Annotated in this window: 22 protein-coding genes; 13 read left to right on the forward strand and 9 right to left on the reverse strand. The window is 40.4% G+C overall.

All coding sequences use genetic code 11. The annotated features are described in order from the left end of the window. Window positions 1-179 precede the first annotated feature (179 nt). Genes ACMZOO_RS12670 through ACMZOO_RS12680 form a run of 3 tightly spaced genes read left to right on the forward strand, consistent with a single transcriptional unit; the run spans window position 180 to window position 2,326 of the window. Entirely contained in the window at window positions 180-443 is a 264-nt protein-coding gene (locus ACMZOO_RS12670) for a hypothetical protein (RefSeq protein WP_440903699.1), read from the forward strand. Window position 444: 1 nt separating this feature from the next. Continuing rightward, window positions 445-729: a hypothetical protein gene (locus ACMZOO_RS12675; protein WP_440903700.1), complete on the forward strand. Its 285-nt coding sequence runs from the start codon at window positions 445-447 to the stop codon at window positions 727-729. 4 nt (window positions 730-733) lie between these two features. After that, window positions 734-2,326, forward strand: coding sequence for a PepSY-associated TM helix domain-containing protein (locus ACMZOO_RS12680; RefSeq protein WP_440903701.1), 1,593 nt, complete (start codon window positions 734-736; stop codon window positions 2,324-2,326). A 94-nt stretch (window positions 2,327-2,420) separates the two neighbouring features. On the opposite strand, the gene ACMZOO_RS12685 is transcribed toward ACMZOO_RS12680, so the two are convergent. Next, entirely contained in the window at window positions 2,421-3,452 is a 1,032-nt protein-coding gene (locus ACMZOO_RS12685) for a DUF4382 domain-containing protein (protein ID WP_440903702.1), read from the reverse strand. Between the two features lie 324 nt (window positions 3,453-3,776). Between ACMZOO_RS12685 and ACMZOO_RS12690 the strand changes: the two genes are divergently transcribed. The 7 genes from ACMZOO_RS12690 (at window position 3,777) to rapA (ending at window position 11,853) form a co-directional block, all read left to right on the forward strand. Beyond that, entirely contained in the window at window positions 3,777-5,339 is a 1,563-nt protein-coding gene (locus ACMZOO_RS12690; protein ID WP_440903703.1) for a methyl-accepting chemotaxis protein, read from the forward strand. A gap of 2 nt (window positions 5,340-5,341) precedes the next feature. Then, window positions 5,342-6,376 (forward strand): cytochrome-c peroxidase, encoded by a 1,035-nt coding sequence (locus tag ACMZOO_RS12695; protein WP_440903704.1) that lies wholly within the window; start codon window positions 5,342-5,344, stop codon window positions 6,374-6,376. A gap of 33 nt (window positions 6,377-6,409) precedes the next feature. Next, window positions 6,410-6,721, forward strand: a complete 312-nt coding sequence (locus tag ACMZOO_RS12700; RefSeq protein WP_440903705.1) for a plastocyanin/azurin family copper-binding protein — start codon at window positions 6,410-6,412, stop codon at window positions 6,719-6,721. A gap of 2 nt (window positions 6,722-6,723) precedes the next feature. After that, complete coding sequence (locus ACMZOO_RS12705; RefSeq protein ID WP_440903706.1) at window positions 6,724-7,407, forward strand: c-type cytochrome; 684 nt, start codon at window positions 6,724-6,726, stop codon at window positions 7,405-7,407. 2 nt (window positions 7,408-7,409) lie between these two features. Further along, window positions 7,410-8,264: a protein-methionine-sulfoxide reductase catalytic subunit MsrP gene (msrP, locus tag ACMZOO_RS12710; RefSeq protein WP_440903707.1), complete on the forward strand. Its 855-nt coding sequence runs from the start codon at window positions 7,410-7,412 to the stop codon at window positions 8,262-8,264. After that, the gene (locus tag ACMZOO_RS12715; protein ID WP_440903708.1) at window positions 8,264-8,968 is read left to right on the forward strand and encodes a sulfite oxidase heme-binding subunit YedZ; all 705 of its coding nucleotides are present in this window, start codon (window positions 8,264-8,266) and stop codon (window positions 8,966-8,968) included. The genes msrP and ACMZOO_RS12715 overlap by 1 nt, the downstream gene beginning before the upstream one ends. Before the next feature lie 71 nt (window positions 8,969-9,039). Continuing rightward, the gene (gene rapA, locus ACMZOO_RS12720; RefSeq protein ID WP_440903709.1) at window positions 9,040-11,853 is read left to right on the forward strand and encodes an RNA polymerase-associated protein RapA; all 2,814 of its coding nucleotides are present in this window, start codon (window positions 9,040-9,042) and stop codon (window positions 11,851-11,853) included. Window positions 11,854-12,047: 194 nt separating this feature from the next. Here rapA and ACMZOO_RS12725 read toward each other — a convergent pair whose 3' ends face one another. The 5 genes from ACMZOO_RS12725 to ACMZOO_RS12745 form a co-directional block, all read right to left on the reverse strand. After that, the gene (locus ACMZOO_RS12725) at window positions 12,048-12,608 is read right to left on the reverse strand and encodes a hypothetical protein (protein WP_440903710.1); all 561 of its coding nucleotides are present in this window, start codon (window positions 12,606-12,608) and stop codon (window positions 12,048-12,050) included. A gap of 16 nt (window positions 12,609-12,624) precedes the next feature. Beyond that, the gene (locus ACMZOO_RS12730; RefSeq protein ID WP_440903711.1) at window positions 12,625-13,377 is read right to left on the reverse strand and encodes a hypothetical protein; all 753 of its coding nucleotides are present in this window, start codon (window positions 13,375-13,377) and stop codon (window positions 12,625-12,627) included. A 172-nt stretch (window positions 13,378-13,549) separates the two neighbouring features. Next, complete coding sequence (locus ACMZOO_RS12735; protein ID WP_440903712.1) at window positions 13,550-14,161, reverse strand: DUF1287 domain-containing protein; 612 nt, start codon at window positions 14,159-14,161, stop codon at window positions 13,550-13,552. Window positions 14,162-14,342: 181 nt separating this feature from the next. Continuing rightward, window positions 14,343-14,885 (reverse strand): peroxiredoxin-like family protein, encoded by a 543-nt coding sequence (locus ACMZOO_RS12740; protein WP_440903713.1) that lies wholly within the window; start codon window positions 14,883-14,885, stop codon window positions 14,343-14,345. Window positions 14,886-14,995: 110 nt separating this feature from the next. Continuing rightward, complete coding sequence (locus ACMZOO_RS12745) at window positions 14,996-15,592, reverse strand: NAD(P)H-dependent oxidoreductase (protein ID WP_440903714.1); 597 nt, start codon at window positions 15,590-15,592, stop codon at window positions 14,996-14,998. 144 nt (window positions 15,593-15,736) lie between these two features. On the opposite strand from ACMZOO_RS12745, the gene ACMZOO_RS12750 reads away from it, so the two are divergent. Both ACMZOO_RS12750 and ACMZOO_RS12755 read left to right on the forward strand, forming a co-directional pair. Further along, window positions 15,737-16,093 carry a winged helix-turn-helix transcriptional regulator gene (locus ACMZOO_RS12750; RefSeq protein WP_440903715.1) on the forward strand — a complete coding sequence of 119 codons (357 nt, stop codon included), beginning with the start codon at window positions 15,737-15,739 and terminating at the stop codon, window positions 16,091-16,093. 11 nt (window positions 16,094-16,104) lie between these two features. Beyond that, window positions 16,105-16,722, forward strand: a complete 618-nt coding sequence (locus tag ACMZOO_RS12755; protein ID WP_440903716.1) for an ACP phosphodiesterase — start codon at window positions 16,105-16,107, stop codon at window positions 16,720-16,722. Here the strand turns inward: ACMZOO_RS12755 and ACMZOO_RS12760 are convergent. From ACMZOO_RS12760 to ACMZOO_RS12770, 3 genes are all read right to left on the reverse strand, one after another. Further along, the gene (locus ACMZOO_RS12760) at window positions 16,719-17,411 is read right to left on the reverse strand and encodes a helix-turn-helix transcriptional regulator (RefSeq protein WP_440903717.1); all 693 of its coding nucleotides are present in this window, start codon (window positions 17,409-17,411) and stop codon (window positions 16,719-16,721) included. The genes ACMZOO_RS12755 and ACMZOO_RS12760 overlap by 4 nt on opposite strands. Before the next feature lie 20 nt (window positions 17,412-17,431). Further along, window positions 17,432-17,758: a hypothetical protein gene (locus ACMZOO_RS12765; protein WP_440903718.1), complete on the reverse strand. Its 327-nt coding sequence runs from the start codon at window positions 17,756-17,758 to the stop codon at window positions 17,432-17,434. A gap of 113 nt (window positions 17,759-17,871) precedes the next feature. Next, entirely contained in the window at window positions 17,872-18,240 is a 369-nt protein-coding gene (locus ACMZOO_RS12770) for a VOC family protein (RefSeq protein ID WP_440903719.1), read from the reverse strand. A gap of 165 nt (window positions 18,241-18,405) precedes the next feature. On the opposite strand from ACMZOO_RS12770, the gene ACMZOO_RS12775 reads away from it, so the two are divergent. After that, complete coding sequence (locus ACMZOO_RS12775; RefSeq protein ID WP_440903720.1) at window positions 18,406-20,286, forward strand: glycoside hydrolase family 13 protein; 1,881 nt, start codon at window positions 18,406-18,408, stop codon at window positions 20,284-20,286. The last annotated feature ends 88 nt before the right edge of the window (window positions 20,287-20,374 follow it).

A 20,374-nucleotide genomic window follows, 5' to 3' on the forward strand; every position in this document is an offset into this window, starting at 1 on the left:
TCATTCATGTAGCTCACTACACGTCAATCGCTATGCCTTGGATAAATACCAAACAAACTGCTGCAAAATTGCACTCGAAAGATAAACAGGCCCTAAACCAACTGTGTTGCCGCTTTTTGTGGCAACACAGTTTTTTTGCTTCAGCAGCAACAAAGAAATCACTTATCCATGGAGACATAATGATGATTTGGCACGGAGTTTATTTTTTATTGATTTGCACCAGTGCGGCACTTATTTACGCCAGCCATAAAAATCAGCTGTGGTTAACTAAACCTTTGGCGATAAAACCTTGGCGCTATGTAGCTTTATCACTGCAGCTAGTTGCTTTGGGTGGTGAACTAGCAGTGTTTACCACAACCTCAGCTATTTTTGGTTGGTTAGCAATGAACATGCTGGTGTTTACTTGCATGCCATTTGTAAGCTTATTTAAAAGGACACACTAATATGGCGAGCAGAGATAAAAAAATTCAACCAGATTGGTGGAGTAAAACCCTAGCGGGTGTATTACTCGGGTTAACTTTTTCATTTGCGCTGGTTGGCTGTTTTGCTTGGTATGGCCCAGGTGGCATAACCGCTGACAGCAAAGTGCAATTTAATATGTGGATCACGCCAGCTATTTGGTTGCCGATAATGAGCTTTGTTTATTTGTTTAATAACGGCAAACAAGCTTGGATGTACTTGGGTGGGGCAAATGTGTTGGCCTATGCAGCGCTCTTTTTGTTGAGGTAAGCAGATGAAAGTTAGAAGCGATATATTACGAATTTATCAATCCTTACATATTTGGACTGGTATTATTAGCGGCATGGTATTGTTTATTGGTTTTTACGCTGGTTCACTAACCATGTTTAAAGATGCAATAAATCAATGGATGACTCCACCATCAGAAGCTTTAGCGCCAATTGCTACTCACCAATATGACGATTTAATTGCCCAAGCGGTTGCACAATACCCAGACGCAGAAAAAGGTTTTACCCTGAATTTTGATCATGCTGATAAAGCGCCGATGGAGTGGTTTGAACAAGGTTCAGACCGAGAACTCAATTTAGCTGGTGTTGTTCGACAAGCGAGTTTTGACCAAGATGGTCAGTTAGTTAGCCAAGTAGCAGAGCCAAGCGTATTAGCTGACTTGGTAGATATGTTGCACAGAACCGCTGGTATATTTGGTGAAGTTGGCCACGAAGAATTAGGTGTATATGTACTGGGTATAGCATCCTTTTTGTATTTTTTAGCTATAGTCTCTGGTGTGATTTTCTTATTGCCAACTTTAGTTAAAACTTTATTTAGTTTGCGCCAAAACAAAACTTCGAGCCGATTTTGGTTAGATGCTCACAATGCTGTGGGTATTTTGAGTTTGCCATTTCATATAGTGATAAGTTTAACTGTTATTGTATTTGCCTTTCACGACCAATTATATGATGGCCTAGAGCATATAGTGTATGGTGAACAGCCTTTATTCACTCGACCAGCACCACCTAAAGTTGAATACACACTAGAGAATGTCCCCAGTGTTGCTGAGCTGCAAAATATAGCCAAAACAATCGCGCCGGAACATCAAATATTGTCGATGAACTATGGCAACTTAACCACACCGCGCGCAACCATTCGAGTGGGGGTATTTGATGAAAACTCGACTATGCGCGGCCCAGTGCATGACTATGTATTCATTCAGCCTTATTCGCAGCAAATTTTAAGCAGTACACTCAACCCTGCGCCAGAAGGTGTATGGGTTCGAACTGTTGCTACCTTCTTCGCCCTGCATTTTGGTAGTTATGGTGGTGAGCTGGGGCGTTGGGTTTATTTTGTATTAGGCATTATGGGGGCGTTTTTGTTCTACTCAGGCAATTTATTGTGGTTAGAAAAACGCCGCAATAAAAAAGGCCCAGAACAAGCGCGTAATGTTAGGTGGATGGCCAGTGCAACAGTTGGTATTTGTTTGGGCTCTATGTTGGCGGTTGCTGCCTGTTTTGCATCGGCTAAATGGATAAAAGCTTATACAGATGCACTGAACTACGCGCACATGTGGGTGTATTACGCAGTGTTTTTTGCTTGCATGCTCAGCGCTTATCTGCAAGGTGCAGCCAAAAGTGCGGTGATTATTTTGCGTTTATTGGTGATCACTTGTTTAGCTATTCCGGCAAACTCAGTTATCGCATTAATGTTGCCAAGTTTAGCTATTTGGCCAGCAGATTCATTGTCAGATATAGTCTTAGAACTGGTCGCAATTGTTTTAGCCGCACTGTTTTATTATTTTGCTAAACAGACTGCTAAAAGAGTTAAACAAGGTGAAGAAAATAGTGTTTGGGTAACTAAACAGTCATTAGCTTAATCTATAGAAAAAGCCTATAAAAAATGGGTAGAGATTAAGATCTCTACCCATCAAAATGTCAAAGAAGTTTAATCAAGTTATCGAAGCGTAAGTTTTATTCTGCTGCCTCAACAACTGGTGCGACATAAACAACGTCATTGCTAATGACACTTGTGCTTGCATCACCTGTTACGTCAATGCTGGTTTTGAAAGCATAAACAACAACTTCATCGTCTATTGTTTCAGCGTCATCTAAATGCGATAAACAGGTATAAGCCAGAGCATAATTTCCTTCGCCTAAAAAGCCAATTTCCGCCATATAATCGCCAGAAACATCATCCATAGTTAAATTAGCGGTTGCAACAGGACTCATGCTGACAGAATCATCATCTGCATTAATATCTAACGCATTATCCGCAGTTGTACCAGATGAATAAACATAAACGCTGTGACCAAAACTGCTGTCTAATTCAGATGCAGAAGCTGCAAAGTCTGATTCACAAGTACCGATTACCGCTGAATCAACCGTCACCATTAAATTAGCTGCATCGGTTAAGTTTTGTAAACGTACCCCACGTGGTTTTAGTTTAATGCTGTCGTCGTTTGGATTTTTTGGGTCAACCAATGAGCGTTTTAAATCAAACTCGGCAACAAATTCATTAATGCCTTGGTTTAAATTAAAACCATCTAACTGAATTTCACCAACACCATCATTGCCTTTGCGCTCAACAACTAACGGGCGAGTTTCGGTTGGAAATACCACATGGCTGGTATTGGTTAAGTCATTTTCGTCACCATTAACAACATCAATGCGTAGCCATTCGTAATTGCCGAGGTCGACTTCTTCATTGCTGATTAATTGATAAGCTTGGCTACCTTGGAAATCTAATAAGTTAATTTTAATTGGCTGATCATTTTCATCTAAAGTTGCGAAAACTGTGTCTTCACCGCCAGCGCTACGTAAAGTAACTTGGGTGGCGAATATATTAACCTCGGTTGCACCTTCAACTGCGGCATCTGAAACGCTTAGAGAAAATTGTGCAGTGTCGTCATCACCGCCCGTTGAAATATCAACGCTAGAAGAGCCACATGCTGCTAATCCAATAGCTAAAGCAAGGCTTGATAATGTGTAGGTTAAAACTTTCATCTGAAATACCTCTATTACTGTTTTCCTAACAAGATGCTAAATAGTATTGGCGGCACAGGCTGACATTTCAATGTTGGCATTGTGGTTATGTGGCTGTCTTCGCACTTTATCGTTTTAATAAAATTTATCTGCAACCTTATTTGCTGGTATCCGTTGTACTCATGATTGCAAGCTGAGCTAAATTTGGTTGTACGTAAATTAAGCAAATGTAAAAAGCTTGTTCTACACTTGCTACAGGTTAGTAAGAAAAGTAGAAGTAAATTGAACTGGTTATTATCACTGTCGTGGAAATATAAACTGGCGTTGTTGTCCGGAATTTTTATTGTGATTGTTCTGGCAATAGCTGTGCTCGCGAGTACGACAATTTATCGACAAAACTTGTTAATTACCGAGCAACTGACTCAATCAGAGTTGAGCCAAGATCGCGCGTCAACCGCTATGTTGGCAATCATGCAGTTGGATAGAAATATTCAAGCCTTGATTGCCGCTGATGAAAAATCAGATATTCGCCGCGAAGCCATAGCATCGATTAAAGCTTCATCCGTGGTTGATGAACAATTGCAACTTTTATCTAATACCCTTAAAGGTAATGCCAAAGTTACACAACTTGTTGATGCTTTGCAGTCGGTTAAACCTTCGTTGCTAAAAATTGTTTCAGCGGCTAAACGCAATAACGACGGTGAAGCTTATGAAATCGTTAATCAAATCACAGATTCAGTTACTGAAATAGTCGAGTTATCACAAACTATTTTGCGTGACGAACAAACCAAAATTGCTGAATTAGCGCTGAAAAACCAGCAAGAAGGTATGCAGTTTATTCAATTCATGCTGATATTTATTGCTATAGCGGTAATTTTTGGCGTTTTAGTTGCTCGCTACTTTAATAACCTATTGTTGGTGCCACTTCGTCAAGTAAATAACGGAATGGAGCGCTTCTCTCAAGGTGATTTAAGTTTTCAATATACTGTCCAAGGTGACGACGAGCTTGGTAAAACTGTGCGGGCGTTGCAGCATGCAACACAAGTAACACAGACAATTGTAAATAGTATTTGCCAAGAATCTCGTGAGCTAGATGACAATGCTCAACAAATTAGTAAATCGGCGACAAGTTCTGCGGACAATGCGGATGTGTTACAAAGCAGCGTTGAGTCGATAGTAGAGCTAGTTGCTAGCCTTCTCGCTGGGGCTCAACAGGTGCAAACATCATTGCAGATAAGTGAAGTAGCATCCGCTGAAACCGCTGATGCTTGCCGTCATGCTAGCCAAACTATGAATGCTGCTTTAGGTCGCTTCGAGTGTTTTCAAAAAGCCATGCAACTTGCGGTTGATAAAACGCAAATGTTGCAAGCTTCCGCAGAAACGATTTCACAAATTACTCAAACCATTCGCGCAATTTCTGAACAAACCAATTTGCTTGCATTAAACGCAGCGATAGAAGCTGCTCGTGCAGGCGAACAGGGGCGTGGTTTTGCAGTTGTTGCCGATGAAGTAAGAGGTTTAGCGCAAAGGTCAAATGAAGCGGTTAATGAAATATCGAATTTAGCCAGCGAAATGACTACGACGGTAAGTGATACAGTTACCGCTTTGGATAGTGCAAACAATTTGGTTGTTGAAAATGTGGGGGATATAGAAACCACAGCTGCTTCTGCGCAAAAAGCGTTGGAGAATGCCGACAGCACATTGCAGCAAATAGACACGGTAAAACATGTGTGTCATCAACAACATGGTTCACTCGAACAAATTTCTAATAATAGCCATACACTGGCAGACCTTGCGCAAAGTACCCTAAACGGTGTACAGGATTTGGAACACTTATCAGAAACGCTGAGCGCAGTTTCTAAGGACATGAAAAAAGCTGTGTCTCATTTTAATAAAGCAGGCCAGTAAAAATGAAAAACAAATTGCTCCTTATTTGTATCTTGCTTGGTTTTGTTGTACCCGCAAGTTATGCGGCTGATAAATATGTTTATCAGGCCGGACACCCGTCACTACAAGAATGGCTACTTGGCGAAGTACCAGTACCGAAAAATAATCCGTTAACACCAGCCAAAGTAGAGCTTGGCAAAATGTTGTTTTTTGACCCACGTATGAGTGGTGAAGGCACAATGTCATGTGCAACTTGCCATAGTCCACTCTTTGGTTGGTCTGATGGCCTAGCAACCGCTAAAGGTTTTTTAGGTAAGGTGTTGGGAAGAGCAAGTCCAACTGTGGTCAATACAGCTTACAACCCGATTCAAATGTGGGATGGACGGGCAAAAACTTTAGAAGATCAAGCCATGGGCCCAATGCGCTCAAATGTTGAAATGAACATGAATATTGGCCAGTTGATGAGCTTTTTACGCACCAATGAGGTTTACAAAAGCCATTTTGAAAAAGCCTTTCCTGGCGAAGGTGTGAATGAAGAGACAGTTTCAAAAGCAATCGCAAGTTTTGAGCGCACACTGGTGAGCAAAAATTCGCCTTTTGACCTTTGGGTAAAAGGAGATAAAAAAGCCATGACTGAACAACAAGTACGCGGCTTTAAAATTTTTGTCGATCCTGAAAAAGGCAATTGTGAAGTATGCCATTCTGCGCCTAATTTCACTGACAATGGTTTCCATAACATAGGTTTAGCTTCATGGGGACATGAAAATGCTGATATGGGACGTTACACCGAAAAACCATTACGCTTGATGAAAGGCGCGTTTAAAACACCAACCATTCGAGACGCAACCTTAACAGCACCTTATTTTCATGATGGCAGTGCGAAAACCCTAGAAGAAGTGGTTGAGCATTACGCCAAAGGTGGCGAGGTGACGACTAATTTATCTCCCAATATGAAAGCGCTCAATTTAACCAAGCAAGAAAAACGCGATTTAGTCGCATTTTTGCAAGCGTTAACCACAGAGCCTAAGCCTTTTACATTGCCAGTTTTGCCTTTGTAAAAAACAACCATTGTCCTAGCCAGGAGAAAAATCATGAAAAAATTCATTCTATTTTTTATCACATTATTTAGTTTTAACGTGGCCGCAGCTGAGCACGAAGTGGGTCAAAAAAACAAAGAGTTTACGGTCGAAAAAATCACCATTAAAAAAGGTGACACAGTTAAATTTGTTAATCTTGATCCCTTTTTTCACAATGTGTTTAGTTTAAGCGACGCTAAGCTATTCGACTTAGGTTCGTTTCCGCAAAACGATTCGCGTGATGTTGTGTTTGAAGAAGCCGGCACTGTAGATGTTGAATGTGCTATCCATCCAAATATGCAGATGGTTATAGAAGTACAGGAATAACCATGAAATTTCTGCGTTTAGGGTGCTGGTTGTTTGTTGCTTGGCCTATGGCCTTGTTTGCAAACGGAGAAGACCCAACTCCAAACCTGAATAAAGGCGCTGAAGTGTATTATCAGCGCTGTAGTTTATGCCATGGTAGCGCCGGTATGGGTGATGGTTTATTGCCGATTAAACTTAAAAATTACCCAAATACCAATTTAATGAAACCTAAATATCCAACCGATAGAGAAACTGTGCATAAAATCATTGTTTATGGCGGCAGTCTTGGCTACACATCGAACTTAATGCCACCTATGGGTAACGACTTAACATGGACTCAAATTGAGTCAGTGGTGAACTTTGTATTATTGCTCAGGCAAGATCAAGCAAAAGCCAACGCATTATTGGCTAAACTGCCGGATATGAAAAAAGCCACCAAAAAGGTTGGTCAGGAAGTATTCTCTAGTCGCTGCCAACTTTGCCACGGCAAATATGGTGAAGGGGATGGCCGTATGGCTAAGGTTATTAAGAATCCGCCGCCAGCCGATTTAACCGCCAGTCGAGTACCTGACGATTATTTGCGCCTGATTATCACTAAAGGTGGTCAAGGAGTGGGGCGTTCAGGGCAAATGCCACCTTGGGGTGATCAACTAAATGGACTAGAAATTGAATCCGTGATTTTGTATTTGCAATCCATTCGAGACTAGTTATGCAACAAACGACGCCTGCAGAAGTTTATTTTAATAGACGTCAGTTTATTCGAGCTTGCGTTGCATTTGGTTTATTAGCACCAGAAGTATTGGCTGGTGCTAATAAACACATAACCCCGCAATCCAAAGCGACACGTTATAACAACTACTATGAATTTAGCAGTAACAAAGAGCTAGTGCATGTAATTGCCCAAGATTTCCAAACAGATAATTGGCAAATTAAGATTAGTGGTTTGGTTAAAAAAGAACTGGTTATTGATTTAGCCGATTTCAAACAATTGGAGCGCGTAGACAGAGTTTACCCACTGCGCTGTGTTGAAGGTTGGTCGTTTGTTGCGCCTTGGCACGGCATTATGCTTAAAGATTTATTGGCGCTAGTTGAACCAACTGCAGAAGCTAAATTTGTTGAATTTGTCGGCACGTTTCGGCCTAGTGAAATGATCAATCAAAGGCGTGATGTTTTGCCTTGGCCTTATACCGAAGGTTTACGTTTAGATGAAGCCATGCATCCACTGACCATGTTGGCCACTGGCATGTATGGAGACGATTTACCAAAACAAAATGGCGCACCGGTTAGATTATTAGTGCCGTGGAAATATGGTTTTAAAAGTATTAAAGCCATTAGCCAAATTAACTTGGTTGCGCACCAACCTGTAACTAGTTGGAATCAAATCGCGGCAAGTGAATATGGTTTTTATGCCAATGTGAATCCACAAGTTGCCCACCCAAGGTGGAGTCAACGCAAAGAAGTTAGATTAGGCGAACTGAAAAAAGTGCGCACACAAATGTTTAACGGTTTTGCCGACCAAGTTTCCGCTTTGTATCGCAATATGGATTTAACTAAGGACTACTGATGAATATTGTATTTAAACTAAATCAGTATCATCAGAAGTTTTCGCTATTCATATTTATTGTATGTTTGCTCCCTGCCATCTACTTATTTTCTGTTGTTGTCGGATGGACGGAAGTTTATAACCCGTTTGCCACACTCATTCATGATTCAGCACACATATTTATGATTTGTTTACTGCTCACCTTAGCGATAGCACCACTTCGTCATTGGTTTTGTTGGCTCGCATCGTCTCGGCAGTTAAAGTTTGGCAAACGCATGGCAGACTGGAATTTTTTAATTCGTCAGCGCAAACAGTTAGGTTTATGGTGTTTCTTTTATGCATTAGTTCATGTGACTGTGTATTTGTGGTTAGAAATGGATTGGGATTGGCAGTTTGTTTGGCTAGAAATATTCGAGCGCGATTTTATTCCCTACGGCTGGATTGCACTCTTTCTGTTAGCTTTATTGGCTGCAACCTCATTCAATACTGCGCGATTATTGTTAGGTGTTTGGTGGTTTCGCCTGCACAAATCAATTTATTTAATTGCGGCACTGAGTTATTTGCATCATGTATATGCCGTAAAACCAAATGACCTGCTACCTTTAATATACTTGGTTGGCTTTTTTGTAATAGCTTTGCACCATCTTGTTTTGTATGTAGTACCTAATTTACGTAACCCAAATGATGGTGAAATCGAGGTGTATCGAAAAAACCAAGAAAATTAATACATTTGTGATGAAAGCGACCAGCGCTTTGGGTAACATACGCGCCCTTCAAAGAGGAGACAGAAAAACTAATGAGCGAATTTGCATTAGGACAACGCTGGATCAGTGATTCAGAATCAGATTTAGGTTTAGGCACAGTCGTTGCCTTAAATGGTCGTCGTATTTCCATGTTATTTCCCGCATCAGGCGACCAAAGAGAATACGTAATTGGCAGTGCACCTTTAACCCGCGTAAGTTTTAATCCGGGTGACAATGTTGAAAGTGCTGAAGGTTGGAGCCTAGAGGTTAAGCAGGTTATCAACGAAGATGGTTTAAATATTTACCTAGGCATTCGTTCAGATAATAACGAGCCAGAGCAACTTATTGAAACGCGTATTAATCACCATCTTAAATTTAATAAACCACAAGATAGATTATTCACAGCACAAATCGACCGCAACGACTGGTACACACTTAGATACGAAGCACGCAAACTACAATACGAATATCAAACCCATCCGTTAGTTGGGTTGGCGGGCGCACGTACTGCGCTTATTCCTCATCAGCTACATATAGCTAAAGAAGCCGGTAGTCGTGTTGCGCCTCGGGTTTTATTGTCTGACGAAGTCGGTTTAGGTAAAACCATTGAAGCAGGCATGATAATTCATCAGCAGCTATTAACTGGCCGAGCTTCGCGCATTCTTATTTTATTACCAGAAAGTTTGCAATATCAGTGGTTGGTCGAAATGCTGCGCCGCTTTAATTTACAGTTCGCGATTTTTAATGAAGAAAGATGTGGCGAATACGATTCATCCGAAGAAAACCCATTTGAAACTGAGCAGCTAATTATTGCGCCAGTAGGATTGTTGGCAGATTCTGACAAACGTTTAGAACAAGCAAGCCAAGCACAATGGGATTTAGTGGTAGTTGACGAAGCGCATCACTTAGACTGGCACCCAGATGGCGCAAGCCCTGCTTATTTAGCGGTAGAAAAACTATCACGCATTTGTGCTGGTTTATTGCTATTAACCGCAACACCAGACCAACTTGGCCACCAAAGCCACTTTGCGCGTTTACGTTTGTTAGACCCAGAACGTTTTTACGACTACGACAAATTTGTTGCCGAAGAAGCGGGTTATAGCCAAATAGCCGAGCAAGCGAAACAAATCACCAGTAATGAAGATTTATCCGAAACACAAATTTCCGAGTTGAAAAAACTGATTGACCAACATGGCACAGGTCGCGTGTTATTCCGTAATACGCGTGCATCAGTTAAAGGTTTCCCAGTGCGTTGTGTATTGCCGGTAGAAATGGAGTTACCATCAGAATATCAAGCTGCGGCTGACTGGTGGTTAAGCCGCCACCCTGATGATGCATCGGCTAAAACGGTTGCGCCATTATTAACCCCTGAGTTTTTATACGAAAGTGCGATCAGTGGTGATATTGAATGGTGGAAAGTTGACCCTAGAGTTGAATATTTAGCCGAGCTGATAAAAGAAAACAAACATGAAAAGTTTTTAATTATCTGCGCGCGTGCATCAACGGCGTTAACCTTAGAGCAAGCTGTACGGGTTAAGTTTGGTTTAAATGCTGCTGTTTTTCACGAAGGCATGAGCATAGTTGAGCGTGACCGCGCCGCTGCTTGGTTTGCCGACCAAGACGAAGGCTGTCAGTTACTTATTTGTTCGGAAATTGGCTCAGAAGGGCGTAACTTCCAATTCGCTCGTCACTTAGTTTTATTTGATATTCCACTAAACCCTGATTTATTAGAGCAACGTATTGGCCGTTTAGACCGTATTGGTCAGCGCCACGATATTCAAATACATATTCCATATTTTGTTAACTCAGCCAGCCAAACTTTGTTTAACTGGCAGCACCATGGTGTTAACGCCTATGCCAATACTTGCCCTGCAGGGATTAAAGTATTTGAGCAACAGCAAGCCGAATTATTGCAAGCGCTAGCGACAAATCAATATGAACAAAGCCAAATCAGCGGTTTAATTGAATCAGCAAAAACACAAATTACTGAATTAAATACTCAGCTAGAGCAAGGCCGCGATATTTTATTAGAGCTGAATTCAAAAGGTTTTGATGGTGCAGCCATTGCTGAGCAAATTGAAGAAATGGACGACGACACTCGCTTAGTTGCTTTTATGCTGCAAATATTTGATGTGTACGGCGTATCGCAAGAAGATAAAGGTGAACAATGTATAGCGGTTAATCCAACCGAGCATATGTTAGAGCCGCATTTCCCGGAATTGCATGACGATGGCATGACAATTACCTTTGATCGTGAAACCGCGTTATCACGTGAAGATGTGCGTTTTATCAGCTGGGATCACCCTATGGTGCAAGGCTGCTTTGAAATGATCGCCGGTGGTGAAGTGGGCAACAACGCCGTAAGTATTCTCAACAACAAAGCGTTGCCAGAAGGCACTTATTTGTTAGAGTTAATTTATGTTGTTGAAACTAGCGCACCAAAACAATTACAACCGGGGCGTTTTTTACCACCAACCCCAATTCGATTATTGCTAGATAAAGCTGGTAATAACTTAGCTGCAAAAGTGGGTTTTGATGGCTTAAACAAGCAGTTAAAACCAGTAAATAAACAAGTAGCGTCACAATTAGCAACTGCCTTGCAGCCACAAGTGCATGAGTTAATTCAGCAAGCTGAACAAAAAGCGACTGCTGAATCAGTCGCTATTATTGATGCAGCAAAAGAGCAGGTTGCTAAACAATTAGGTGAAGAAATTAGCCGTTTAACTGAGCTTAAAGCGGTTAACCCAAATATTCGCCCAATCGAATTAGAGTCTTTGCTGCAACAACAAAAATCGCTAGAAGAACATTTAGCCCAAGCTAGGGTTAAATTAGATGCTTTAAGATTGATTGTTGTGAGTCATGGTTAGTTGTTGGTAAAACCTGTCTGACTAGATATATCAGAGGTAGCTGAGATTTATTTTTGGCTACCTCTGAAGTTTTTATTTGAATAAGACTTAGCTTGATTTGTACGTCTCATTCATTATTGCTTTGGATGCATAGTGATTTAGTTTCATAACGACTATGGTTTATCTGAAAACAACGCCCGACCAACAGGCGTTTGTTAGGTATTGATACCATAAATCTCTTTAAGCCTTGCTATTACTGTTTTTCTCGGCGTCTCAGCCTTTTTGCTAACGCTGTCCATAGAGCCAGACAGCTTTAATGTTTCGTAATGCGCTATGTCACCGCTACCCATTACATTTGATACGATATCGAATATTGGTCGATATGCTTCGTGTACCATAGCGATAATTTCGTCTTCAATATAAAGTTCGTTTTTATGTAAAAGAGCGTTTATTTCAAGATATTTTTCAGCAAAATTTTTATTCCGCTCTTCGATGCTCTTATAATGTTTAGATGCGACATTGAAATAGAGCATTTTTAACTCAAAATCAGCTTCAGTCATTAATTCGTTTAGCGTGGCGCATATTTCGAGTTTTTTAGCGTAATTATGTGTTTGCTGAACAGATGACTTTGCAACCTCTTTAGCTAGTTCACTTTTAAATTTCTCCAGCTTTTCATTTAAGGATAAGCTCAACCTTTTTTCGATCCAAAGCTTTAATAGAAAACATAGCGCACCCAGCAAAAGCGCATTGGAAATTATAATTTCAGCTCCGTTCATTGTGATATCTAACGCCTCAATCAGCCGGTGTGTTCGCGGTCAGCTGGATTGAATTGTTAAATTCTTTCATTGCTGGCGCCAATACATTTACAACCAAATGTTCCACTTCTCCACTCGCTATTTTGGCCAAATTACGTCTCCGTTTCCTTATAAGCAAAGCTGATGACATATAGGTGGAAAGCCCAACCTTAAAGGAAAGTCTCCGAATATCTGACTCGAGATCCTTTATGGAATCAAGTTCGGCATGCTTGGTCATATGAGATTTTAGCGATTGAGATAGCACGTTACCAATGTCATTTTCTTCAATTGGGGCTAGAGATTTTTCTAGATACGAGTCAAGAAACTTGAGGAACTTCTTTGTCTTACTGGCCGAGCTAATTTTATATGCAAAAATTGGATCATCTGAAGATATGAGCGAAATAGCTTCTTGATATCTTTCTTGGTAACCATCTAAGTCGGAAAGAGCAATCCCTCTTACAGTCTCCATTAATATCGGAGTGAAGTGAGCCTTAGAAGCATTAATTTCACTTTCTGAAATATTTTCACTCGGAAACTGCCTTTTTATTTCTCCAATTATTTGCTCAAACACATCATCGAAGTCCTTCCTGTAAAAAACAGAAATTCGATGCCAGATTTCAAGAAGGATATAAAGGGCTATCTTTCTGTTTTTTATATTCTCTTTTCTTGCGCGATAAAAATAGCCGACAGCTAATAGGATTGGCGTTATTATCCCAAGCAATATTTTGCTATCTATATTTGTCAGATCCACTAGCGATATTTCCCTAAGAATTTAACTGCTTAATAATCAGAAGTGCGTATAAAACTTTTCAGTGTTGAGTCTATCAACGCCATTCCAATTAGTTTTAAATTAAATATTTTCATAAACTTAAGCCTAGACTAATGAAAATGCAACGATAATTTTAGGGGGAGAATCCAAGCTGCTAACTTTCTTCGGTTGGCTGCTTATAGCTGGCGGGTTCATACCTAAAATGGCCGGTTATTTTATATGCAAATAACATATCTTCTAGTTTTGGCCCCGCACCAATGTTATGGACAATTAGCGGGTTGCCAGTAATAGGTGATACTTTGTTTGATACTATGCCTATATGTGGCAAATTGCCTGGCAACATCCAAGTAACTAAATCCCCTGGTTGATAATCTTCTTTATCGTTCGTGATCGCTAATTCGACCGCATTACGCGCAAAAAAAGTTTGTAAGTTTGGTACTCTGCGGTGGTCAATATTTTTGTCGGTTGAAGTTAATCCCCAAATACGTTTTGATGGATAGAGATTAAAGTTGCTTCGCATATCTTCATGGACTAAACGCTGCAAATCTATACCAAGCGCTCGATAACTGCGAATAACTACGTCAGTGCACACACCAATATGTGCTGGCACGTCGCCGTTGGGGTAGGGAATTGCGATGTATGAGCCATCATAGGTAATTTGTTTGCTTGTTCGTTCTAGTGCCGCGTCAGTAAAATCTTGCACAAAACTAGCGGCGTTAGAATTGATAGAAGCTAGGCATAGGAATGTAGTTAAAATTTTACGCATTGGCATGGTCTGAATGTAAAGAAGCTTGCACTAAGTTATAAACTTGAGCTGGTGGCAAGTCAAACCGCGCTTGAGAAAACAAGCACTTGTTTTCTCAACCATACGCCTCGCGGCACTCATTAATATAATTTTTCAAACTAATATTGCCGTTTCAGGTTCGTAATAAGTAACATTAGCGCGTCTATTTATGCATACCACGTATAGGGTAATTGTTAGCTGGATTGCGTATCCATCCTAGGCCACTAATCAATGACTGAATTTCTGGTCTTACAAACGGGTTGTTCGAAATATCCGCTACGTGCACTTTACCTTCACTGTTAACAACAAACAGTCCCGGTTCAGCAAATGGATGATCCGTTTCTTCGGGTGATCTTGGATCTGATATATACAAGCCAAGCTCTTTCATTTGTTCAAGAGTAAGGCCGTAGGCAATTGGAAAAGTAACATCAAGTCTATCCATATGACTTTCTAGTTGTTCTTTACTGTCGCCAGAAACTGCGATTAAATCCACACCCGTTTCCGCAAGTAAGTCTTTCGCACTTTCTAATTGGTTCAGGTATCGCGTACAAAGAGGACAGTGCTGGCCTCGGTAAACCACAAGCATTTTCCAATCCAAACCATTTTCAGGTGTAGACAGTTTTTTCACTTCACCATTTAGTAACTTTGCTTCAATTACAGGGAAGTCAGCACCAGCATGCAATTTGTTGGTATATTCAATGTTCATCTTAGCCTCCTAAGAAACCTAAACTCTGGATAAATAGCCCCTAGAATAGTTAATAATAAACTTTGCTATAAATTACAGAGCATTAGCAAATTTTTTATCCAGACTTCAGGTTAAAAATGTTTATGGATGTGCGCTTCAAAACGTTTAAAGTCATTTTCGACATCGGCATTTTTCATCACGTCAAAACAAGCAAAGGTTTCCATTGGCTTCATCCCAAAAAATTTAAAATTCATATGCATAGGGAACATTAAGTCGTCGATTGATTTACCATTAAAGAACTCGTCTGCATCGTTAAATGCTTCTTCCGGCGCATTAAAGGTAAGTGACATCATGTATTTGGTATTGGTTAAGGTGCCGCCCGTACCATAGTTTTTCTTTGGCGCTTGTTCACTGCGGCCGTCCCCAACACATAAAGCACCACCCATACCTGCGGTATAAACTTCATCCATATATTTTTTAAATGACCAAGGAACGCCCATCCAATTGCTTGGTGATTGCAGAAACACAATGTCGGCCCATTGGTGATGGGCTAATTGCTCGTCGATATCATATTCGTCACTCATGGTAACTACGCGAGTGTTATAACCTTTGCTATCTAGTATGGTTATCGCTTTATCAATTAAAGCTGCATTTAACTTACCTTGTGAGAATGGGTAATATTGATGGGCATTAATAATTAATACGTTCTTCGAATCAGTCGTGCTCATAAAACAACTCCAAATTAAGTTTCTGTCAAAACAAGTAAGAGAAACACTCTCAAACTCAGTTGATGTGTGGTATATATTAGTTACCTGATTTAGGTAATCAATTAGTATACTTTTAGTAACCTAGTTAATTTGTGAGGTAAAAGAGTGGAAAGTGTCGTAAAAACAGATAGTAAAGGCAGGAAAAAAGTTTTAAACGCATGCACTGAACCTTGTGCTATTGAAAAAGGCATGCGTTTAATTGGCGGAAAGTGGAAGGGTTCCATTATTTACCACCTGAAAGACGAGCCAGTGAGGTTTAATGACTTAACTCGTATGCTTGGTGGTGCTAGCAAAAAAATGGTCGACCAACGCCTGAAGGAATTAGAAAGTGAGGGGATGGTCGTTAGAAAAGTGATAAGTGATAGACCTGTCGCTGTAACTTACGAATTAACTGATTTTGGTAAAACCGCACTGAGTATTTTAGATGAACTTAGGATTTGGTCTGAATCCCATCAAATATAGAGATAATTACCTTGAACTATCTAGCGCACCTTTACTTAGCTCAGCCAAATGCAGACTCTCATTTTGGCAATCTTCTAGGAGATTTTGGTGGTAAAAGGGATGTAAAGCATATGCCGGTTACAGTGAAAAAAGCATTAGATAATCATTATTTAGTCGATAAATTTACAGATAACCACCTGGCAATTAAGCAAGCTAAAGGGTATTTTTCCAAACCGCGTAAACGATTCGCGAGTATTGCGATTGACGTAGTATTTGATCACTTCCTGATTAAAAATTGGATGCTGTTCAACCAAGAACCATTGGCAGTGTTTAAACAAAATAGCTATCAACTTTTGCATAAACGTATTCCTGATATGCCGTGTAGAATGCAAAATGTTATCAATAGCATGATCAAAAATGATTGGTTTAAAGAGTATGAAACGCTAACAGGTATAGGCGGAGCACTGGATAACATAGCTAAACGCATTCGTTTTACTAATAATTTTTCAGGTGCCGTTGAAGATATCCAGTGTCATTATGACGAACTAGAAATGCTATTTTTAGAGTTTTTCCCACAATTAATTAATCATGTAAATCAAAATGCGCTTGAAAGCCGCGACTTGAAGAGCTGTGTTAAATTAGATTTTTAACCATACGCCTCACGGCACTTATTAATATAATTTTCCAAACTAATATCTTCAGTCGGTACAAAAACTTGTTCGCTTAGACAAATCGACTCAATTCTATCTAACCTAAACATGCGGTAATCTTCGCGTTTTTTGCACCAGGCAACTAAAGTCCAGGTTTTACCCCAGTAGATCATGCCAAGCGGCCAAATAGTACGGTTGGTTTTATTGCCGTTTTCATCTTGGTAATGCAGATTGCATTCAAGTTTTTGTTTAATTGCTTTGGATATTTGTTCGCTGGTTTGTTGGTAATCTTTTGAAACAAATTTAGGAATAATTAACCATTCGGGTTGGCTTGTCGCTTTATGATGTAACTGCTCGGGTAACACAGCATGAATTTTGGCAAGCGCTGAAGATGCCGCTGTTGCCATGCCTTGATGGCTCCAACTTTCCACCATACGCACACCCAACATTAACGCTTCTAACTCAGCTTGGTCGAACATTATGGGTGGCATATTAAAGTTGGGTTTGAGCCGGTAGCCAATGCCTGCTTCCGACTCAATCGGTACACCAGATAATGATAAAGCCTGAATGTCTCGATAGATAGTGCGCTGCGAAACCTGCAAGTTTTCTGCTAATTGTTCAGCAGTGACTACGCCACGTTTGCTGCGTAAATAAGTTAATATCTGAAAGAGACGTTCGGCTTTTCGCATGGTGTTATATTTTCAGCTAACTATGCTGGTTCATTCATGAGTGTCGATACCTCTGATAGTACCTGCATATATTGCATGTTTACAGTGTCTGCGACTGTAGAATCCATAATCAACTTGCAAACAGGCAACTGCATAAAAGCTTCCGACGCTTGTTTAGCTTGTTGCATATCATGCCAATAAATAATGTCGTGCTGCAGACCATTGGCATCTTCACTTAATGAGCGGTAATAAAAACCCGGCTGTTCAAGTAAAAAGGCATTTAGCTCGTTATTCATTTGATCTATCTGGCTTTGATCAATATTTGATTTGAATTTGTAGGTGATAAATTCGATTACTGTAGAGGTCATTTTAAGCTCCTTTTCCGTAGTTAAAAATTATTGCTTAGGTGTTTGACTGATGACCTAGCAACAATAAGAAGCTTAAACAGGGGCTACTGACAGCGTAGTGTCAGTAGTGTTTTTTATTTTTGCTCCGACACTAACTCTGACCAAACTGCAAACTCATTGCCACTTGGTTCGGAAAAGTGAAAACGGCAGCCACCCGGAAATTCAAAAATATCTTTAACTATGGTGCCACCATGCTGTTTTACTTTGGCAAAAGTGCTTTGAATATCTGCACTATAAAACACCAACAAAGCACCGCCACTTTGGCTATTGCTGGCTAAATCTGCTTGGTAAAAACCGCCATCTAACCCTTGGTCACTAAAAGCTGTATATTCAGGGCCATAATCAACAAAATCCCAGCCGAATACCGAGCTAAAAAAGTTTTTTGTTGCGGTTAAGTCGTACGCGGCAAATTCAACGTAGTTAAGTTTTTCGTGCTGATTCATTTGTGATGTCCCTTAGTAAAAACTAAATTTATTTTTTGAAAACAGTTTTCAGTATTAGTTCATTTTTAACACAGTTTTTCATACCGACCAATTTAAACGGTAACCGCAATGTAACCCTTGCTTACTTACTATCACTTTTTAACTAAGTTCACTCTAGGTAAATTTATGAAAAAAGTGCTTACCCTATTAATTGCGAATTTACTGTTAAACGCATGTTCTACAACATCTAACACTATGCAATTAACACATACTCCTGAGCAATCAGCTAATCAAATCAGCAATGATGAATTTGTACCCCAATGGGCCAAAAGTGCCGTTTGGTATCAAATTTTTCCCGAGCGTTTTCGCAACGGTGATCCGTCGAACGATCCAAAAGTTGAAGATATAGCTGGAGCCGACCCAGCTGAGCCGCCTGCACAATGGCAAATTCATCCTTGGGGCAGTGATTGGTACGAGTTACAAGGTTACGAAAAAGCCAATGGTGAACCAGAATTATGGAAGCATTTATTGCGCCGCCGTTATGGTGGTGATTTACAAGGCGTGATAGATAAGCTCGATTATTTAGCTGAGTTAGGCATTAATGCAATTTATTTAAACCCGGTATTTGATGCACCTTCATTGCATAAATACGATGGTGCAAGTTATCACCATATAGACCCAAACTTTGGCCCAGATCCAGAAGGCGACCGTAAATTAATCCAGCAAGAAAATCCGCTCGACCCCGACACTTGGGTGTGGACTAAAGCGGACGAATTAGCTTTAGAACTTATCGAAAAAGCGCATCAAAAAGGTATTCGCATTATTTTTGATGGCGTGTTTAATCACATGGGCATTAATAGTTTTGCTTTCCAACATTTGGCCGAACATCAGCAACAATCACCGTATAAAGACTGGTTTAGCGTAACCAGTTTTGATGACAAACAAGCCGGAACAAAATTCGATTATGCAGGCTGGTTTGGGGTTAAATCGCTACCCGAATTTAAAGAGGATGAAAATGGTTTAGTAGCAGGCCCGAAAGATTATGTATTTGCCGCAACTGAACGTTGGATGAATCCTAAAGGTAAAGGCGCGCAGTACGGTATCGATGGCTGGCGCTTAGATGTGGCATTTTGCATAGCACATGGTTTTTGGAAAGACTGGCGCAAACATGTAAAACAACTTAACCCTGAAGCCTATTTAACGGCCGAGATAGTCGATAAACCAGAAAACGTTATTCCTTATTTTCAAGGGGATGAGTTCGACGGTGAAATGAACTACAACTTTGCTTTTGCTGCCGCTGAATTTATGTTTAACCCTGAAGGCATGGATATTAACGCCAGCGAATTTGCCGATAAACTTGCTGAGCTGCGTGACTTATATCCACAAGGTGTTGCTTATGTTGTGCAAAACCTGTTTGGTAGCCACGATTCAAACCGTATCGGCTCGCATATAGTTAACCGTGGTATTGGTAACTTTAGATATTGGGGCGACTATTTCGGTACTTCGCAAGCGGCAAATAACCCAGCTTATCAAGTACGTAAACCAAACGCGGACGAAATTCATTTGCAAAAATATTTTGCTGTGTTGCAAATGACTTATGTTGGCGCACCTATGTTGTATTACGGTGATGAAGTTGGCATGTGGGGCGCAAATGACCCTGATTGCCGCAAACCTATGTTGTGGGACGATATTCAGTATCAAAACGAAGTATTTAACCCAGATGGCAGCAAGCGCAAAGCTGACGTAGTTAAAGCTAACATGGCACTTAAGCAGCATTACCAACAGCTAATTAAAATTCGTAACCAACATACTGCATTGCAGCTAGGGGACTTCAAAGTGGTTAAAGCTGATGATGCAAATAACGTATTTGCATTTGCTCGTAGTTATCAAGGGGAAACGATTTGGGTGGTGTTTAATAACCAAACTAATCAACAAACAATTCGGTTAGAAGCTGAAAATGTTAAGCGAATTAAGCCACTATTTAATGCTGAGCAAAGCTCGTTGTCGAAACAGCAAATTCAGCTAAAACTTGCCGGTAAAACCGCTGCAATATTTAAAGTGTTGTAAAGCAAACGAACCAGTCTAATTACAAAGCAGGTAAGTGTATTCGCCACATACCTGCATTTTGCCAGCTGTAGTGCAAAAATAATAAAAA

This window comes from Catenovulum sp. SX2 (assembly GCF_052056295.1).
Taxonomy (GTDB): domain Bacteria; phylum Pseudomonadota; class Gammaproteobacteria; order Enterobacterales; family Alteromonadaceae; genus Catenovulum.

What these genes read in the sequence shown, in the direction of transcription:
- ACMZOO_RS12675 (WP_440903700.1), top strand. Translation starts at nt 445, where the DNA reads ATGGCGAGCAGAGATAAAAAAATTCAACCAGATTGGTGGAGTAAAACC.
- ACMZOO_RS12670 (WP_440903699.1), top strand. Translation starts at nt 180, where the DNA reads ATGATGATTTGGCACGGAGTTTATTTTTTATTGATTTGCACCAGTGCG.
- ACMZOO_RS12705 (WP_440903706.1), top strand. Translation starts at nt 6,724, where the DNA reads ATGAAATTTCTGCGTTTAGGGTGCTGGTTGTTTGTTGCTTGGCCTATG.
- ACMZOO_RS12685 (WP_440903702.1), bottom strand. Translation starts at nt 3,452, where the DNA reads ATGAAAGTTTTAACCTACACATTATCAAGCCTTGCTTTAGCTATTGGA.
- rapA (WP_440903709.1), top strand. Translation starts at nt 9,040, where the DNA reads ATGAGCGAATTTGCATTAGGACAACGCTGGATCAGTGATTCAGAATCA.
- ACMZOO_RS12725 (WP_440903710.1), bottom strand. Translation starts at nt 12,608, where the DNA reads ATGAACGGAGCTGAAATTATAATTTCCAATGCGCTTTTGCTGGGTGCG.
- ACMZOO_RS12680 (WP_440903701.1), top strand. Translation starts at nt 734, where the DNA reads ATGAAAGTTAGAAGCGATATATTACGAATTTATCAATCCTTACATATT.
- ACMZOO_RS12700 (WP_440903705.1), top strand. Translation starts at nt 6,410, where the DNA reads ATGAAAAAATTCATTCTATTTTTTATCACATTATTTAGTTTTAACGTG.
- ACMZOO_RS12775 (WP_440903720.1), top strand. Translation starts at nt 18,406, where the DNA reads ATGAAAAAAGTGCTTACCCTATTAATTGCGAATTTACTGTTAAACGCA.
- ACMZOO_RS12765 (WP_440903718.1), bottom strand. Translation starts at nt 17,758, where the DNA reads ATGACCTCTACAGTAATCGAATTTATCACCTACAAATTCAAATCAAAT.
- ACMZOO_RS12770 (WP_440903719.1), bottom strand. Translation starts at nt 18,240, where the DNA reads ATGAATCAGCACGAAAAACTTAACTACGTTGAATTTGCCGCGTACGAC.
- ACMZOO_RS12745 (WP_440903714.1), bottom strand. Translation starts at nt 15,592, where the DNA reads ATGAGCACGACTGATTCGAAGAACGTATTAATTATTAATGCCCATCAA.
- ACMZOO_RS12695 (WP_440903704.1), top strand. Translation starts at nt 5,342, where the DNA reads ATGAAAAACAAATTGCTCCTTATTTGTATCTTGCTTGGTTTTGTTGTA.
- ACMZOO_RS12715 (WP_440903708.1), top strand. Translation starts at nt 8,264, where the DNA reads ATGAATATTGTATTTAAACTAAATCAGTATCATCAGAAGTTTTCGCTA.
- ACMZOO_RS12740 (WP_440903713.1), bottom strand. Translation starts at nt 14,885, where the DNA reads ATGAACATTGAATATACCAACAAATTGCATGCTGGTGCTGACTTCCCT.
- msrP (WP_440903707.1), top strand. Translation starts at nt 7,410, where the DNA reads ATGCAACAAACGACGCCTGCAGAAGTTTATTTTAATAGACGTCAGTTT.
- ACMZOO_RS12735 (WP_440903712.1), bottom strand. Translation starts at nt 14,161, where the DNA reads ATGCGTAAAATTTTAACTACATTCCTATGCCTAGCTTCTATCAATTCT.
- ACMZOO_RS12760 (WP_440903717.1), bottom strand. Translation starts at nt 17,411, where the DNA reads ATGCGAAAAGCCGAACGTCTCTTTCAGATATTAACTTATTTACGCAGC.